Origin of the sequence: Stappia sp. MMSF_3263 (assembly GCF_030733745.1) — a bacterium.
Taxonomy (GTDB): Bacteria; Pseudomonadota; Alphaproteobacteria; order Rhizobiales; family Stappiaceae; genus Stappia.
The window spans coordinates 131,253-145,868 of record NZ_JASHIK010000001.1 but is presented as its reverse complement, the minus strand read 5'-3'; the positions used below and the strand labels follow the sequence as shown (position 1 = coordinate 145,868).

The 14,616-nt window shown below is 65.3% G+C and carries 15 protein-coding genes; 5 read left to right on the top strand and 10 right to left on the bottom strand.

The window, feature by feature from the left end:
* Nucleotides 1-41 precede the first annotated feature (41 nt).
* Entirely contained in the window at nucleotides 42-668 is a 627-nt protein-coding gene (locus tag RBB46_RS00725) for a pyridoxamine 5'-phosphate oxidase family protein (RefSeq protein WP_306026914.1), read from the bottom strand.
* Between the two features lie 167 nt (nucleotides 669-835).
* Here RBB46_RS00725 and RBB46_RS00720 point away from each other — a divergent pair, with 167 nt between their 5' ends.
* Complete coding sequence (locus tag RBB46_RS00720; protein ID WP_306026913.1) at nucleotides 836-1,747, top strand: LysR family transcriptional regulator; 912 nt, start codon at nucleotides 836-838, stop codon at nucleotides 1,745-1,747.
* A gap of 94 nt (nucleotides 1,748-1,841) precedes the next feature.
* Nucleotides 1,842-2,309, top strand: a complete 468-nt coding sequence (locus RBB46_RS00715) for an Rrf2 family transcriptional regulator (RefSeq protein ID WP_306026912.1) — start codon at nucleotides 1,842-1,844, stop codon at nucleotides 2,307-2,309.
* Nucleotides 2,310-2,484: 175 nt separating this feature from the next.
* On the opposite strand, the gene RBB46_RS00710 is transcribed toward RBB46_RS00715, so the two are convergent.
* The 8 genes from RBB46_RS00710 to kynU form a co-directional block, all read right to left on the bottom strand.
* Nucleotides 2,485-3,684, bottom strand: a complete 1,200-nt coding sequence (locus RBB46_RS00710; RefSeq protein WP_306026911.1) for an ABC transporter substrate-binding protein — start codon at nucleotides 3,682-3,684, stop codon at nucleotides 2,485-2,487.
* Between the two features lie 160 nt (nucleotides 3,685-3,844).
* Nucleotides 3,845-4,825 carry a branched-chain amino acid ABC transporter permease gene (locus tag RBB46_RS00705; protein ID WP_306026910.1) on the bottom strand — a complete coding sequence of 327 codons (981 nt, stop codon included), beginning with the start codon at nucleotides 4,823-4,825 and terminating at the stop codon, nucleotides 3,845-3,847.
* Nucleotides 4,826-4,840: 15 nt separating this feature from the next.
* A complete protein-coding gene (locus RBB46_RS00700) occupies nucleotides 4,841-5,713 on the bottom strand; it encodes a branched-chain amino acid ABC transporter permease (protein WP_306026909.1) in 873 nt (290 codons plus the stop codon).
* A gap of 5 nt (nucleotides 5,714-5,718) precedes the next feature.
* Nucleotides 5,719-6,426: an ABC transporter ATP-binding protein gene (locus tag RBB46_RS00695; RefSeq protein WP_306026908.1), complete on the bottom strand. Its 708-nt coding sequence runs from the start codon at nucleotides 6,424-6,426 to the stop codon at nucleotides 5,719-5,721.
* On the bottom strand, nucleotides 6,423-7,193 hold the full coding sequence (locus RBB46_RS00690) for an ABC transporter ATP-binding protein (RefSeq protein ID WP_306027332.1): 771 nt from the start codon (nucleotides 7,191-7,193) through the stop codon (nucleotides 6,423-6,425). The genes RBB46_RS00695 and RBB46_RS00690 overlap by 4 nt, the downstream gene beginning before the upstream one ends.
* Before the next feature lie 85 nt (nucleotides 7,194-7,278).
* Nucleotides 7,279-7,905 carry an arylformamidase gene (kynB, locus tag RBB46_RS00685; RefSeq protein ID WP_306026907.1) on the bottom strand — a complete coding sequence of 209 codons (627 nt, stop codon included), beginning with the start codon at nucleotides 7,903-7,905 and terminating at the stop codon, nucleotides 7,279-7,281.
* Between the two features lie 67 nt (nucleotides 7,906-7,972).
* Nucleotides 7,973-8,848, bottom strand: coding sequence for a tryptophan 2,3-dioxygenase (gene kynA, locus RBB46_RS00680; protein ID WP_306026906.1), 876 nt, complete (start codon nucleotides 8,846-8,848; stop codon nucleotides 7,973-7,975).
* Nucleotides 8,845-10,080: a kynureninase gene (gene kynU / locus RBB46_RS00675; protein WP_306026905.1), complete on the bottom strand. Its 1,236-nt coding sequence runs from the start codon at nucleotides 10,078-10,080 to the stop codon at nucleotides 8,845-8,847. Before kynU ends, kynA begins: the two co-directional genes overlap by 4 nt.
* 183 nt (nucleotides 10,081-10,263) lie before the next feature.
* On the opposite strand from kynU, the gene RBB46_RS00670 reads away from it, so the two are divergent.
* Together RBB46_RS00670 and RBB46_RS00665 are read left to right on the top strand one after the other, a co-directional pair.
* Nucleotides 10,264-10,971 carry a GntR family transcriptional regulator gene (locus RBB46_RS00670; RefSeq protein WP_306026904.1) on the top strand — a complete coding sequence of 236 codons (708 nt, stop codon included), beginning with the start codon at nucleotides 10,264-10,266 and terminating at the stop codon, nucleotides 10,969-10,971.
* Nucleotides 10,972-11,099: 128 nt separating this feature from the next.
* Nucleotides 11,100-12,482 (top strand): L-serine ammonia-lyase, encoded by a 1,383-nt coding sequence (locus tag RBB46_RS00665; protein ID WP_306026903.1) that lies wholly within the window; start codon nucleotides 11,100-11,102, stop codon nucleotides 12,480-12,482.
* A gap of 9 nt (nucleotides 12,483-12,491) precedes the next feature.
* Here the strand turns inward: RBB46_RS00665 and RBB46_RS00660 are convergent, their stop codons facing one another.
* The gene (locus RBB46_RS00660) at nucleotides 12,492-13,838 is read right to left on the bottom strand and encodes an NAD(P)H-dependent oxidoreductase (RefSeq protein WP_306026902.1); all 1,347 of its coding nucleotides are present in this window, start codon (nucleotides 13,836-13,838) and stop codon (nucleotides 12,492-12,494) included.
* Nucleotides 13,839-13,932: 94 nt separating this feature from the next.
* On the opposite strand from RBB46_RS00660, the gene RBB46_RS00655 reads away from it, so the two are divergent.
* Entirely contained in the window at nucleotides 13,933-14,595 is a 663-nt protein-coding gene (locus RBB46_RS00655) for a thiamine diphosphokinase (protein ID WP_306026901.1), read from the top strand.
* Nucleotides 14,596-14,616: the final 21 nt, after the last annotated feature.

Genomic DNA, 14,616 nt, shown 5'->3' with positions numbered 1-14,616 from the left:
AAGCGGAATGATCGCAATGCAACCCGATCAAGCGAACCCCGTCACTCCATACCGTTTGCCGCCTTCAGACGCGCATTTTCCAGCGCGAACCGCTCGATCTCGGCCCGCAGCGGCGCCAGATGCGGCTCCAGCTCTTCCAGCGTGAAGCGCCGCGGGATATGCGAGGGACAGTTCCAGTCGAAAGCCTCGATCGTGATCACCACGGCACGCTCCGGCAGGGCGCGGTATCCGGGATCGACAAGGTTGCCGATCAGCGCCGGATCGTCCGCCTTCTGGATGACACGGGCATGGCCCCACAGCTTCAGCCGCCCCCGGTTGGGATAGTCCGTCAGGATCAGCGACACCCGATCGTTTCCAGCGAGGTTTCCAACGCTCAGATACTGCCGGTTGCCGCGGAAATCCGCATAGGCCACCGTCCGCTCATCGAGCACCTTGAGAAAGCCGCGCGGTCCGCCGCGAAACTGCACATAAGGCCAGCCAGTTTCAGAAACACTTGCCTGATAGAACCCGTCGCGCAGAGAGATGAAGGTTGCCTCGGCCTCGCCAAGACGGTCACGGGCCTCCACGCCTGGTTCCAGGAAGGGATCATAGGCGGCATTCGACCCTTCCTGCTTCTGAAGGGCGCGCACGGCCGGGGTGAAGGCGATTTCGGCGAAGGCTCGGGCCATGACATCCACTCCATTCGGGCAATGCATGACATGCCGTGGGCACCGATGCCCACCCGCTGCCGGCCCGACGCCGACACGGGCATTGCCGCGTTTCAGGCAATATGGCGAACACTGATTGTCGAGATAATCATCGAATATCGAATTAGTTTGTTTCATTATGCGCAATCATGGATCGTTTCACTGAGATGCAAGCCTTCGTCGCAGTGGCAGAACGCGGTGCGTTCAATGCCGCCGCACGCGCCCTCAACCGGTCGCCGGCCGCCGTTACCCGCCTGATCGCGGGTCTCGAAGCGCGCCTCGATGCCCGGCTCTTCCTGCGCTCCACCCGTGCCATAGCCCTCACCGAGGCCGGCGAACGTTTCCTCGTCGAGGCGCGTCAGGTGCTTGCCGCCCTCGCGGAAGCCGAGGAGACCGCCAGGGGCGCCCACGGCACGCCGCGCGGCACGCTGCGCATCACGGCACCGGTTCTTTTCGGCGAAATGCTGCTTGCTCCCGTGCTGCGCGATTTCCTCGATGCCAATCGCGAGGTCGCGGCCGAGTTGATGTTGCTCGACCGGATCGTCGACCTTGTCGAGGAAGGTTTCGACATCGCTCTTCGCATCGGCGAATTGCAGGGCGCCAGCCTGATGGCCCGGCGCGTCGGAACGCTACGCCTTGTCACCGTCGCAGCGCCTGCCTATCTGGCGCGCGCCGGCACGCCGGAAACGCCGGACGCACTTCGGAAGCATCGACTGGTCGCGGCCCGGGGCCTGGGCGACGGCGACTGGACATTCAGGAACGGGGAGCGCAGCATCGTTCATGCACGTGCGCCGGCGCTCAGCGTCAACACGGTTCGGGCGGCGATCGACGCGGCGGTTGCCGGTTTCGGCATCACCCGGGCACTGTCCTACCAGGTGCAGCCGGCGCTTGCCCAGGGAAGCCTTGTCGAGATCCTCGCCTCCTTCGAGACATCCCGCATACCGGTTCATCTCGTCCATCCGCACGGGCACCGCGTGCCGGCCCGCGTTCGCGCATTCCTCGACTTCGCCGCCAGCGCCCTCGGGCAACGGGCAGCTCCAGACAACCGGCCTTTTCCGTAAGGGAACAACCGCTGACAAAAACTTGACAAACAGAGGCATGTTTTAGCTCGCTTTCCCGTTGACGTGGGCCACCAAGCGCCTCATATCTAATGGCATGCGCCTGACTCAGCAGACCAACTATGCCGTCCGCACGCTCATCTACTGCGCGGCCAATCCCGGATCCCCAAGCCGTGTCGCGGATATCGCGGCAAGCTTCGAGATGTCGGAAACCCATCTGTTCAAGATCCTCAAGGTTCTTGTGGATGCGGGCTTCGTACGCACCCTGCGCGGACGCAATGGCGGCATCATGCTGGCACGCCCGGCCGAGGAGATCACGGTCGGGGCGGCTGTGCGCGCCGCCGAGGAAAGCTTCCTGCTGGCGGAGTGCTTTGAATCCGGACGCAAGGACTGCCCACTGATCACCTCTTGCGGCTTCAACGGCCTGCTTCACGAGGCGCTGGAGGCGTTCATGAGCGTGCTCGATTCTCACACGATCGCGGAACTCGCCGAGGATCGCACCGAAATCCGTTTCCTGCTGAACATGGATCCCGCCGCCAGTTCGGCCCAGCTGCAGCGCGCCTGACCTTCCCTCACCGGATAACCTGCCATGAGCGGCGGCCGGGTTCCGGCCGGCGCCATTTTTCGCGTGCGTGTTGAGTGGCCGCGCTGGCAGCATGGCGACACAACGCAAAACGGCGACACCGAAAGGCGCCGCCGCTTGCCTCGAAGGGGTTCGGAGCCGGGACGACCCCGCCTCCTTACTTCATTTCGGTAACGACCTCGAAGCCCTCGTCCGTCACCTTGAACAGCGCGTAAGCCCCCGGAACGTCGCCATTGGCGTCGAAGTTGTGATCGCCAGCAGCGCCCTTGTAGTCAATGGCCTTGCCGGCCGCGATCAGTTCCTTCGCCTTGGCCCACTCGCCGGGACGGATCGGCTCGCCCTCACCGCTGGAGATCTCGCGCAGCGACGCCGCGACCTTCGCCTTGTCGCCGCCGGCCTTTTCGATGGCCAGTGCCAGCATGAAGGCGGCGTCATAGGACGTGGTCACGAAAATCGCGCTCGGATCGCCGCCGACATCGGAAAAGGCCTTGCTGAACATTTCCAGCGCATCCGACTTCTCGCCGACCGGGGCCGATGCGAGGAAGGTCGCCAGGTTCTCCGCGCCGAGTTCCTTGATCGGCGCATCCGACTTCATGCCGTCGGCGCCGACGAAGTTCTCGAAGAAGCCGTTCTCAAGTGCCTGGCGCAGCATGGTCAGGCCCGATCCGTCGCCATAATCGAGAACGACGAGCGTGTCGGCGCCACCGGAAGCGAGTTCTGCAAGGTTGGAGCGATAGGAGGCCTTCTCGCCCTCATGCGCCGCGAAACCGGCGATCTCGCCGCCCTTCTCCTCGAATTCGGCGCGGAAGGCATCCGCCAGACCCTTGCCGTAGTCGTTGTTGAGATAGGCGACCGCGACCTTCTTGGTGCCGCGCTCCAGCAGCGTGCGCGCCAGCGCCCGGCCCTGATAGTCGTCGGAGGACACGGTGCGGAACACGGTGTCATTGTCCTTGAGCGACGTGATCTCGGGCGAGGTGCCGGACGGCGTCACAATGGTGATGCCGGCGGGGATGGTGACCGAGTTCGCCGCGGCGAGCACCGAGCCTGAGCAATGCGGGCCGACGATGGCCACAACGCCCTCGATGTTGACCGCCTTGGTGGCCGCATCGGTGCCGTTCTGCGGGTTGCAGGCGCTGTCGCCCACGACGCCGACAAGCTTTTCGCCAGCAAGAATGCCGCCGGCCTCGTTGACCTGCTGGATCGCCAGGTTGGCGCTGTCGATCATGGCCGGCGCCATCGCGGCGATGGGGCCGGTGACACCGCCGAGCAGGCCGATCTTGACATCCGCATGGGCGGGTGCCGCCAGCGCGGTCGCGCCGAAAAGCGCCGCCAGGGCGGCAGTACGGAATTTTTTCATGAGAAACCTCCACATTGTCGTTGTTCGGCCGGGCGCGCGATGGCCGGCCGTTTCCTTTTGCAGCGGGGAGCGTGTCGTGTCGCCCGCTTCGCGGATCCGGCCGCTGGCCGGAGCCGATCGTGGCGGCAGTTTCAACCGAAACGCGCCGCCGCCACAAGTCTCAATCCGCCCCTCCGGGCGAACGTGTCGCGGCGGGCGCCCTTCTCGCGTGCGCATCGCCCTGGGGCTCGGGCAACAGGCCCTCCGGCCGGAAGCGGAGAACCAGCTGCAGCATCAGGCCGATCAGGAAGACCCGCAGGTATTTCGCCTTGACCGCGTATTCATGCGGCAACTGATCGGTCACGATCTCGGACATGGACCAGATGATCCAGACGACGGCAACGCCCAGGATGGCGCCACGGTTGTTGCCCGATCCACCGAGGATAAGCATGATCCAGACAAGGAAGGTGGCGACCATCGGGTCGATCGCTTCCGGCGTGATCGTCCGGTTGAAATGGGCAAAGAGCGCACCGCCAAGCCCCATCAACGCGGATCCGAAGATGAACGCCTCAAGCCGCCGATAGGGCACATCCTTGCCCATCGCCCGGGCCGCGTCCTCATTGTCGCGGATGGCGCGCATCATGCGACCCCAGGGCGAGGCGAACTGCCGCTCGACCAGGAGATAGACGGCAAGCAGCGCGCCACCGACAACCGCCAGATAGGCCAGCTGCGACATCAGGTAGGCAAGGTCCCCGAAGGGACGCGGAATATCCGTGATGCCTCGCGCGGCATTGGTCAGCCAACCTTCCGACTTGATCACCAGGCGGATGATCTCGGCGACGCCGATCGTCGCGATGGCCAGGTAGTCGGAGCGCAGGCGCAGGCAGATCTTGCCGATCGGCCAGGCGATCAGGCCCGCGGCCAGCATCGCGCCGAGCCAGCCGACCGGCACCGGCAGGTCGAAGCCGCCGATCCGCCCGGCCGCTTCCGGCGAGGTGAGGATCGCCGAGGTATAAGCCCCGACAGCGAAGAATCCGGCGATACCGGCGTTGAACAGGCCGGTGAAGCCCCACTGGATATTGAGGCCGAGCGCCAGCAGCGCGTAGATGCAGATGAATATCGCCATGAAGACGGCGTAGTTGAGGAAGCCGAACCATTCCATTCGAGCCGTCCTTCCCTAAAGTACCTTGCCCTTGAGCAACCCGGTGGGGCGCACAAGCAGCATGAGCAACAAGATGGCGAAGGCCGTCGCGGCCTTGTATTCGGTCGGCAGGAAAAGCGTCGACATCTCCTCGGCAATGCCGACGATCAAACCGCCGAGAACCGCACCCTCGATGCGCCCGACACCGCCCAGGATCGCGGCCGCGAACATCGGCAGAAGCATGGTCCAGCCCATCATCGCCTTGAGCTCGTAGTTGAGACCGAGGAAGACGCCGGCGGCGGCGCAGAGCCCGCCGACGATCAGCCATGTCAGCGTCACCACCTTGCGATTGTCGACGCCGGAGAGGAGCGCAAGATCGGGATTGTCGGACATGGCACGCATCGCCTTGCCCCACTTGCTGCGCTTCAAAAAGACCTGAAGCGCAAGCACCAGCGCCACCATGGCAAGCACGGTGACGATCTCGCGGTCGCGCAGGCGGATGCCGAACCAGTTTTCAGGGCGCACGATGCCGCGTGAATAGGTCTCGGAATCGACACCCCACACGACCTGGACGAGCGAGCGGACCATCAGCGCCACGCCGAGCGAGGCCATGACGGTGACGATCTTCGGCCGTTCGCGAAGATAGGCATAGAACGTCTTGTCGATACCGACCGAGATGACAGCGGTCAGCAACATGGCTATCGGCAGCGCCACATAGGGGGAAACGCCGAGGATCGTGACCGCGCCGAGCGCCAGGAACGCGCCGAGCGTTGCCAGGTCGCCATGCGCCAGATGCGCATAGCGCAGGATGGCGAAGACGAGCGTGATGCCAACGGCGCCGAGCGCATAGATGGAGCCCACGACAATGCCCGGCACCAGATAGAAATTGACGATTTCCAGAGCACCCATCGCGCTCATCCTCCGAGGAACATGGCGGCGACTTCGCGGTCGGCCAGCAGTTCGGCACCGGTGCCTTCGTGACGATTGGCGCCGGAGGCCAACACATAGCCGCGATCGGCAAAGGCGAGCGCTTGCTTGGCGTGCTGCTCGACGAGCAAGATGGTGACGTCGGTGTCGCGCACATCGCGGCAAATCTGGAAGATCTGCTCCATGTATCGGGGCGACAGGCCGGCCGTCGGCTCGTCCAGCAGCAACAGCTTCGGCTCCAGCATCAGGGCGCGGCCCATGGCGACCATCTGGCGCTGTCCGCCAGAAAGATTGCCGGCAAGCGCCCGGCGGCGTTCCTTCAGGTCCGGAAAGAGCCCGTAGACCCGCTCATAAGCCGCAGACAGGTCGCCCGACCGCAGGAAGGCACCCATCTCCAGGTTCTCGTGCACCGTCATCTCTCGGAACACGTTGTCGACCTGCGGCACGTAGCAAACGCCGGCCTCGACAATGCGGTTGGGTTCAAGGCCGGTGATGTCGCGCCCGTCGACCACGATCGTTCCACCACGCACGTTGAGCAGGCCGAAGATCGCCTTCATCGCGGTCGACTTGCCAGCCCCGTTGGGGCCGACAATGGCCACGATCTCGGCTTGCCCGGCACGCAGGCTGACGCCCTGCAGGATGTCGGCCTCGCCATAGCCGCCGACCACCTGACGCATTTCCAGCATGTCGCTCATGCGGCGTCTCCGACCGTCTCGCCCAGATAGGCCTCGAGCACCCTGGGATCGGAGCGCACCGTTGCGAAATCGCCCTGGATCAGCACGTGCCCTTCCGCCATGCAGATCACCGGATCGCAAAGTTTCTCGATCATCTCCATGTCATGCTCGATCAGGATGAAAGTGTAGCCGCGCTCCCTGTTGAGGATCGCGATCTTCTCCTCCAGTTTCCTGAGCAGCGTGCGGTTGACGCCGGCGGCCGGTTCATCGAGCAGCACGAGCTTCGCGTCGGTCATCATCGTGCGACCCAGTTCGAGCAGCTTCTTCTGCCCGCCGGAGAGGTTGCCGGCCCGCTCTCCCGCGACATGCGAGAGCTCAAGGAAGGCGAGTGTGTCGAGCGCCCGGCGGCGCACCTCAGTCTCGCCTTCGCGCACGCGGCCCCAGGCGAACCAGTTGGCGGCGAGCCCCTCGCCGGCCTGCGCCGGCGGTACCATCATCAGGTTCTCCAGCGCGGTGAGGCGGTGAAACTCGTGCGGAATCTGGAAGGTGCGCACCAGGCCGCGGTGGAAGCGCCGGTCGGTGGAAAGACCCGTGATGTCCTTGCCCAGATAGCGGATGCGACCGGCGGTCGGCGGGAAGGCGCCGGCGATCAGGTTGAACAGTGTCGTCTTGCCGGCGCCGTTGGGGCCGATCAGGCCGGTAATCGTCCCCTCCCGCACGTCCAGCGAACAATCGTCGACAGCGCGAAACCCGCCATAGGTCATGACGAGGCCGTCAACCTCCAGCATCTTGTCTTGCCCGCTCATAAGTCCCTCGCCCTTCCCGCTGCGGCCTTCGGCGTGCCGCCTTCGTCTTCGAATGGGGCGCGCCACATCACAGGCGGCGCAACACCGCCCTGACGGGCGCTGCGTCGAGCCCTTCTAGCTTCAATGGCGGCGCGATCAACTCATAATCCCCGAAATCCGCCCGCGAAAGCGCCAGATTTTCGAGAATCCGCATGTCGTGGCGACGCACCGCCATGTGCGCCGGCAGGTCCTTGGAGGTTTCCGGATCGACCGACGGCACGTCGACCCCGACGAGCCGCACGCCCCGGGCAGCCAGCAGGTCCACAGTTTCTGGCGCCAGCGCACGAAAGCCTTCAGGCCAGACCTGCGGATCTAGGGTATCGGCAAGCCGCAGCAGCACGCGCGGCGGCGCGTCATCCAGCGCGGGAGCGATCTCCTGCGGCAGCACCAGCGGGCCGGACCCGCGCGCGTCGATCAGCCGGGCCGGCCCGATATAGTCCTCCAGCGCCAGCGCATCGATCGTGGCACCGTTTGCATCGTAGTGGGAGGGCGCGTCCGCATGGGCGCCGCAATGGGTGGAAAGCGAAACGGAGGTGACATTGACCGGGCAACCCGGACCGATCGCGAAGGTCTGGCTGACCGCATAAGGCGCGTCGCCGGGAAAGACCGCGGCGCCGACGCGCAAGGGCGGCGTGATATCGATCAAGCTTGCCATGGCAGGCCCCTCCCAAGGCCGGACAGCATGTGCAGGGTACCGGTTGCCCCCCGCAACCCGCCCCGCCTTACATGTCGGCGCGGATTTCCCACAGTTCGGGGAACAGCACGACTTCCAGCATGCGCCGCAAATAATGCACGCCCGACGTACCGCCGGTGCCGCGCTTGAAACCGATGATCCGCTCCACCGTCGTCACGTGATTGAAGCGCCAGCGGCGGAAATAGTCCTCGAAATCGACCAGCTTCTCGGCAAGGTCGTAGAGCGGCCAGTATTTATGCGGGTCGCGATAGACCTCGAGCCAGGCCTGGTGGACGCTGTCGTTGCGCTGATAAGGCTGCGACACGTCGCGCGCCAGGTGCGCCTCGTCGATGGATAGCCCCGAACGCGCCAGCAGACGCGTCGCCTCGTCGTAGATGCTGGTGTCGCGGCGGATCTGGTCGAGCCAGTGATGCAGGCGCGGCACATGTGCATGCGGACGCATCATCGCGGCGTTCTTGTTTCCCGCCAGATACTCGATCGCCCGGTACTGGTGCGACTGGAAGCCCGAGGACTGGCCGAGATCGCTGCGGAATTCGGTGTATTCGGACGGAGTCATCGTGCGCAGCACCTGCCAGGCGCCGGTCAACTGCTCGAAGATCCTCGACATGCGGGTCAGCATCTTGAAGGCCGGCTGCAGGTCGCCGGCGGCGATCTTCGCCTTGGCCGCGGACAGCTCGTGAATGGCGAGCTTCATCCACAGTTCAGATGTCTGATGCTGGATGATGAACAGCATCTCGTCATGGGCTTCCGACAGCGGGTTCTGCGCCGTCAGGATGCGGCTGAGACGCAGGTAGTCGCCATAGGACATGCGGCCGTCAAAAGCCATCTCTGCCCCGTCCTCGGCCGGATCGAACGGCTCCGACGCATAGGGCGAAAGATCCTCCCCCTCCCCGCAGGCGCTCATGTGACCTTGGCCCGCTTGTGAAACTCGGGGCGGTCCCAGGCGCGCGTCGCGACGATCTCCTCGATAATGTCGCAGGCGGCGATCACATCGGCATGGGAAAGATAGAGCGGCGTGAAGCCGAAGCGGACGATGTCCGGCGCACGGAAGTCGCCAATGACGCCGCGCGCGATCAGGGCCTGCATCAAGGCATAGCCGTGCTCGAAACGGAATGACACCTGACTGCCACGCACCTGCGGATCGCGCGGGCTCGCCAGCACCAGATCCGGACAGCGGCGCTCGACCTCCTCGCGGAAAAGCTCGCTCAGGGAGATCGACTTGGCTCTCAGCACCTGCATGTCGACGCCATCGAAGGCGGCAAGCGCCGCTTCCAGCGCGATCAGCGACAGGATCGGCGGCGTGCCGACGCGCATGCGGCCAATGCCGGTGTCGGCGCGGAAATCAAGATCGAAGGCAAAGGGCGCCTCGTGCCCCATCCAGCCGGTCAATGGCGGCGTCACCGTGTCGTGATGACGCGCCGCGACATAGAGGAAGGCCGGAGCGCCGGGACCGCCGTTGAGATACTTGTAGCCGCAGCCGACGGCGAAATCGGCGCCGGCCGCGTCAAGTTCCACCGGCAGGGCGCCCGCCGAATGGGCAAGGTCCCAGATGGTCAGAGCGCCGGCCGCATGGGCCTTCGCCGTCAAGCCGGCCATGTCGTGCAGGCGGCCGGTCTTGTAGTCGACCTGGGTCAGCATGACGACGGCGACGCTCTCGTCGATCGCATCCTCGACTGCTTCCGGATCGACGATCTTCAGCTCATGACCGCGCCCCAGCAGATCGCGCAGCCCTTGCGCCATGTAAAGGTCGGTCGGAAAATTGCCGTTGTCGGAGAGAATTACCTTGCGCTCCGGGCGCAGCGCCAGCGCAGCCGCCAGAACCTTGAAGACGTTGACCGAGGTGCTGTCGCTCGCCGTCACGGTGCCCGGCGCCGCCCCGACGATCCGTGCGATGCGGTCGCCGACGCGCTGCGGCAGATCGATCCAGCCATGCGCATTCCAGGCCCGAATCAGGCTCTCGCCCCATTCGATCCTGACCGCCTCCGCCAGACGTTCCGGCACTGCCCTGGGCAGCACGCCGAGCGAATTGCCGTCGAGATAGATCACGCCTCGCGGAATCGAAAAGAGCTCGCGCCGCGCCTTGAGCGGGTCGTCGCGGTCGAGGGTGTCGATATCGACCCCGGTCCTTGTCAGCATCGGGCCTGTCCTTGATCGGGCCTGTTCTTGGCACTCATTGACGGACGCGGACGGCAAGCCATCCGCGTTGATCGTGCCGGCACGGTAGCAGGGTGGACGGAGGGTCTCAACAATTATATATAATCAGTAGCATTATATTTCCATCAACCGGCACGCCGTGCCGGCATCCAGCATCGGGCCACAATGGCAAAGAGCAGCGAAGCCTACGACCGGCTGAAATCGGATATCCTGCGCGCCATAATCGCGCCAGGCACGCCGCTGGTCGTGGCCGGGTTGAAAGAGCGCTACGGTCTCGGCTGGACCCCCTTGCGCGAGGCCCTGTCGCGGCTCGAGATCGAAGGGCTCGTGGTTCTCGAGCACAATCGCGGCTACCGGGTCGCCCCGGTTTCGGCCGGCGCGATCCGCGATCTTCAGCTTGCCCGCCGCACGGTGGAGGAAACGCTGCTGCGCCGCTCCATCGAGAGCGGCGATGCGAACTGGGAAGCGGGCATCGTCGCCGAACATCACCGGCTGTCGCGCACGCCCTCGCCCGCACCGGGCATCGACGAAGCCGGCATGACTTTGTGGGAAGAGCGGCATGACGCCTTCCACGGAGCCCTTCTGGCGGCGGGGCGCTCGGAGAGCCTGACGCGCTTCCAGCGCCAGATCACAGAGCAGTTGCAACGCCACCACCGCCACATGCTGTTCGATCCGGCGGCACGCCAGGAACTCGATCCCCAGGCGCAGCCCTCGTTCGGCGACCTGGTCGAGCGCACGCTCGGACTTGCCCATCATACCCGGCTGATGGAGGCCGCCCTTGACCGGGATACGGACCGTGCCGTCGCGTTGCTTGTCGAGCACATCGGTTTTTCGCTCGCCGTCTACGCCTTCCTGTGGCCGCTCGAAGCCTGAAAGCGACAGCGATTTTCCCGTTTCCGCCATGCCACGCGGCAACGGGTGACAGACGATGAAATGCCAAGCATGATCGCCTCCGAAAGGGTGCAGCAGACACCCGTATCGGGGCCGGCCGGGAGGGTCACTTGTTCATCAGCGTCTTCGACATCTTCAAGATCGGGATCGGGCCTTCATCCTCGCACACGATGGGGCCGATGGTGGCGGCCGGCCGCTTCCTGCAAGGCCTTCGCGAGACCGGAGTGAAGCCGGCGCGCATTTCCGTGTCGCTGCACGGCTCGCTTGCCTTCACCGGCAAGGGCCACGCCAGCGACCGCGCCATCTGCCTCGGCCTTCTCGGCCATGATCCGGCAACCATCAACCCCGACTGCGTCGATGGCGAAATGGCACGCCTTGCAGGCGACAAGCGCATTGCCATCGAAGGCATCGGGCATATCGCCTTCGACCCGGAAGCGGATCTCGTGTTCGACTACGGCCCGCCGCTGCCGGGCCACGCCAATGGCATGATCTTCCGCGCGCTTGGTGCCGACGGTGGAACGCTTGCCGAGGAAACGCTGTACTCCGTGGGTGGTGGCTTTGTCGTCAGCGCGCAGGAACTTGCCAATCGCGACGAGCCGCTTGCGACCAATGTTGAGGAAGGTGTGCCGCATCCCTTCAAGTCGGCCGCCGAAATGCTGGCGATGGGCCGCGACAGCGGTCTCACGATCGCCGCGATGAAGCGTGCGAACGAGGAAACCCGCGCGCCTGAGACAGACCTCGATGCCGGGCTCGACCGTATCTGGGAGGCGATGAATGCCTGCCTGGAGCGAGGTCTTGCCCAGGAGGGCACGCTTCCCGGCGGGCTCAAGGTCAAGCGGCGCGCCCACCAGATCCACCGCAAGCTCATCGGAGAAGCGGGGCAGAACCGCCCCTTCCAGCACACCGTGATGGACTGGCTCAGCGTCTATGCGATGGCGGTCAACGAGGAGAACGCTGCCGGGGGAACCCTCGTCACGGCTCCGACCAACGGGGCGGCAGGCGTCGTGCCGGCGGTATTGCGCTACTATCTCGACCATTGCCCCGACTGCTCGCAGGCGGGCATTCGCGATTTCCTGCTGGTGGCGGCCGCCGTCGGCGGCATCATCAAGGCGAACGCCTCAATCTCGGGCGCGGAGGTCGGTTGCCAAGGCGAGGTCGGTTCCGCCTCGGCCATGGCCGCCGCCGGACTGTGCGCCGCGCTCGGCGGCAGCAACGAGCATGTGGAGAACGCGGCCGAGATCGCGCTCGAACATCATCTCGGCATGACTTGCGATCCGATCGGCGGCCTCGTCCAGGTGCCTTGCATCGAGCGCAACGCGCTCGGTGCAGTGAAGGCGGTGACCGCCGCCTCGCTGGCCTTGCGCGGCGACGGCACTCATTTCGTGCCGCTCGACAATTGCATCGAGACAATGCGTCAGACCGGCCTCGACATGACCGACAAGTACAAGGAAACCTCGAAGGGCGGACTTGCCGTGAACGTCGTCGCCTGCTGAAGGGCGAAATCAGGCAGCCGGCACGAAGGCCTCTTCCATCTCGCGTCTGATGCGCACCGCCGTCTGCGTCGTGTCGATGGCGACATCGTCCCAGGCGAGCATCGCGCCTTCCGCGACATCGCGCACCAGCTTGACGTGGGTGGCAAGACCCAGCGGCAGCAGACCGGCCCGCACCGAGGCCTCGGCCGGTTGCTGCTTGCCCCAGACCGTCGCCCCGCCTTCGCCGTCCAGCATCTCTCCCGCCTTAAGGTCGCGCTTGGCCGTCGCCACCACATCCGCGACAAAGCCGCGCGGCGCGCCCGTCGGCTCCTTGCGCAGGACGGCGGAGGCCACCGACAGCCCGAGTTCCATGCCGATCATATGGGTTGGCCGGTAGAGCGCGGCGAAACGCCCGCTCTCGTCCTCGAGCATGTGATACTCGCGGAAACACTGGCGCGCGTAATCCGTCTCGCCCTCAATCACGACGAAGGTACCCATGGCCAGATGATGCGGGACGTCGACGCCCTCACGGGTCAAAGAGGAGACGACTTCGGTCGTGCCGGTGATCGGCAGGGCACCGCCCGCATCCTTCGGCCTCAGCACCGTGGAAAGCTCGAAGCGGCTCGCCGGGGGGAAAGACAGCCCGTCCGGTTGCGGCAGGAGGCCGGTCGCGTTGCACACTGCCGTCATCTCGATGCCGGACTTGGTGCCGTCCAGGAACGAGTTGAACATCTTCGGATTGATCAGGCTTCGGTCGGTGATGCCGAGATACTGCACCAGCACATCCCAGACGGTGTCCGGGGTCAGTTGGTGATAGGTGGGCAGATAGCGAGTGCCCTTGCCGGCACACACGACCTTGAAACCGCAGGTCCTGGCCCAGTCGACATGCTCGCAGATCAACGCCGGCTGATCACCCCAGGCAAGTGAGTAGACGACGCCTGCCTTCTCGGCCTTGCGCGCCAGCAGAGGCCCGGCCAGCACATCCGCCTCGACATTGACCATGACCACATGCTTGCCGGCCTCGATCACGGCAAGCGCATGGCGGATGCCGACGGAGGGATCGCCAGTCGCCTCGATCACCACCTCGACGCGCTCGTCGTCAAGCACCCCGGCAAGGTCGTCGGTGATGAAGGTCGTCCCGGCCTGGACGGCGTCATTCAACGAAGTTGCCGCCGACTGCTCCTCCGGCCAGCCGCAAGTGGCCAGCGTCGCACGCGCCCGGCCCGGGTCGAGATCGACGATCGCCGTGATGTGCACGCCCACGGTCAGGCGGGCCTGCGTCAGGTACATGGAGCCGAACTTGCCGGCACCGATGAGCGCAACGCGGAGCGGCCGCCCGGACTGCGCGCGGTGGGCGAGCATGTGAGACAGATTCATAAAGTCCTCCCCTTTTGCGCGAGCATGGCCGGGAAAAAGCCGATATTACAAGGCGGATTTCGTAATATCTCATATCGCACGGGAGGCATGCCCGATGACCGGAACGACACCGTTCCTGATACTGCTGGGCGGCGATCTCACCCCCACACGGAGAATCCGGCGCCAGATCGCGGGTGCGCGCACGATCGCCGCCGATGGAGGCATGCGTCACGCCGGGGTTCTCGGCGTCGAGCCGGAGTTGTGGGTCGGCGACTTCGATTCCAGCCCGCCCGCTCTGGCCGGCGACTGGTCGCATGTGGCACGGCAGAGCCACCCGGCTGCCAAGGACGCGACCGACGGGGTACTTGCGGCGGAGGAAGCGATGGCGCGCGGCGCGGACCGGCTGGTCATCGCCGGCGCGCTTGGCGGCGAGCGTTCCGACCACGCCTTGCAGAACCTCCTGCATGGCGCGGCGCTGAGGGCGCGCGGATTGCCTGTGTTGCTGACAAGCGGCCACGAGGAAGCCTGGCCGCTGGTGCCGGGCGAGCAGGCGCTCGACCTGCCGGCCGGGTCGCTCTTCTCGGTCCTTGCGCTGACCGACCTCACGGCGCTGACGCTGGAAGGTGTCGACTGGCCGCTGCTCGACCGCGATGTGCCGATGGGCGGCTCGCTGACGCTCTCCAACCGGGTGGCGCGAGATGCGAACGGCATCCGTGTTCGCCTCGGTGGCGGCAGGGCCGTGCTTCTGTCACGGCCGTATGATCTCGAAAACCCTTGATTTCCGGGCGATATCGAGGCG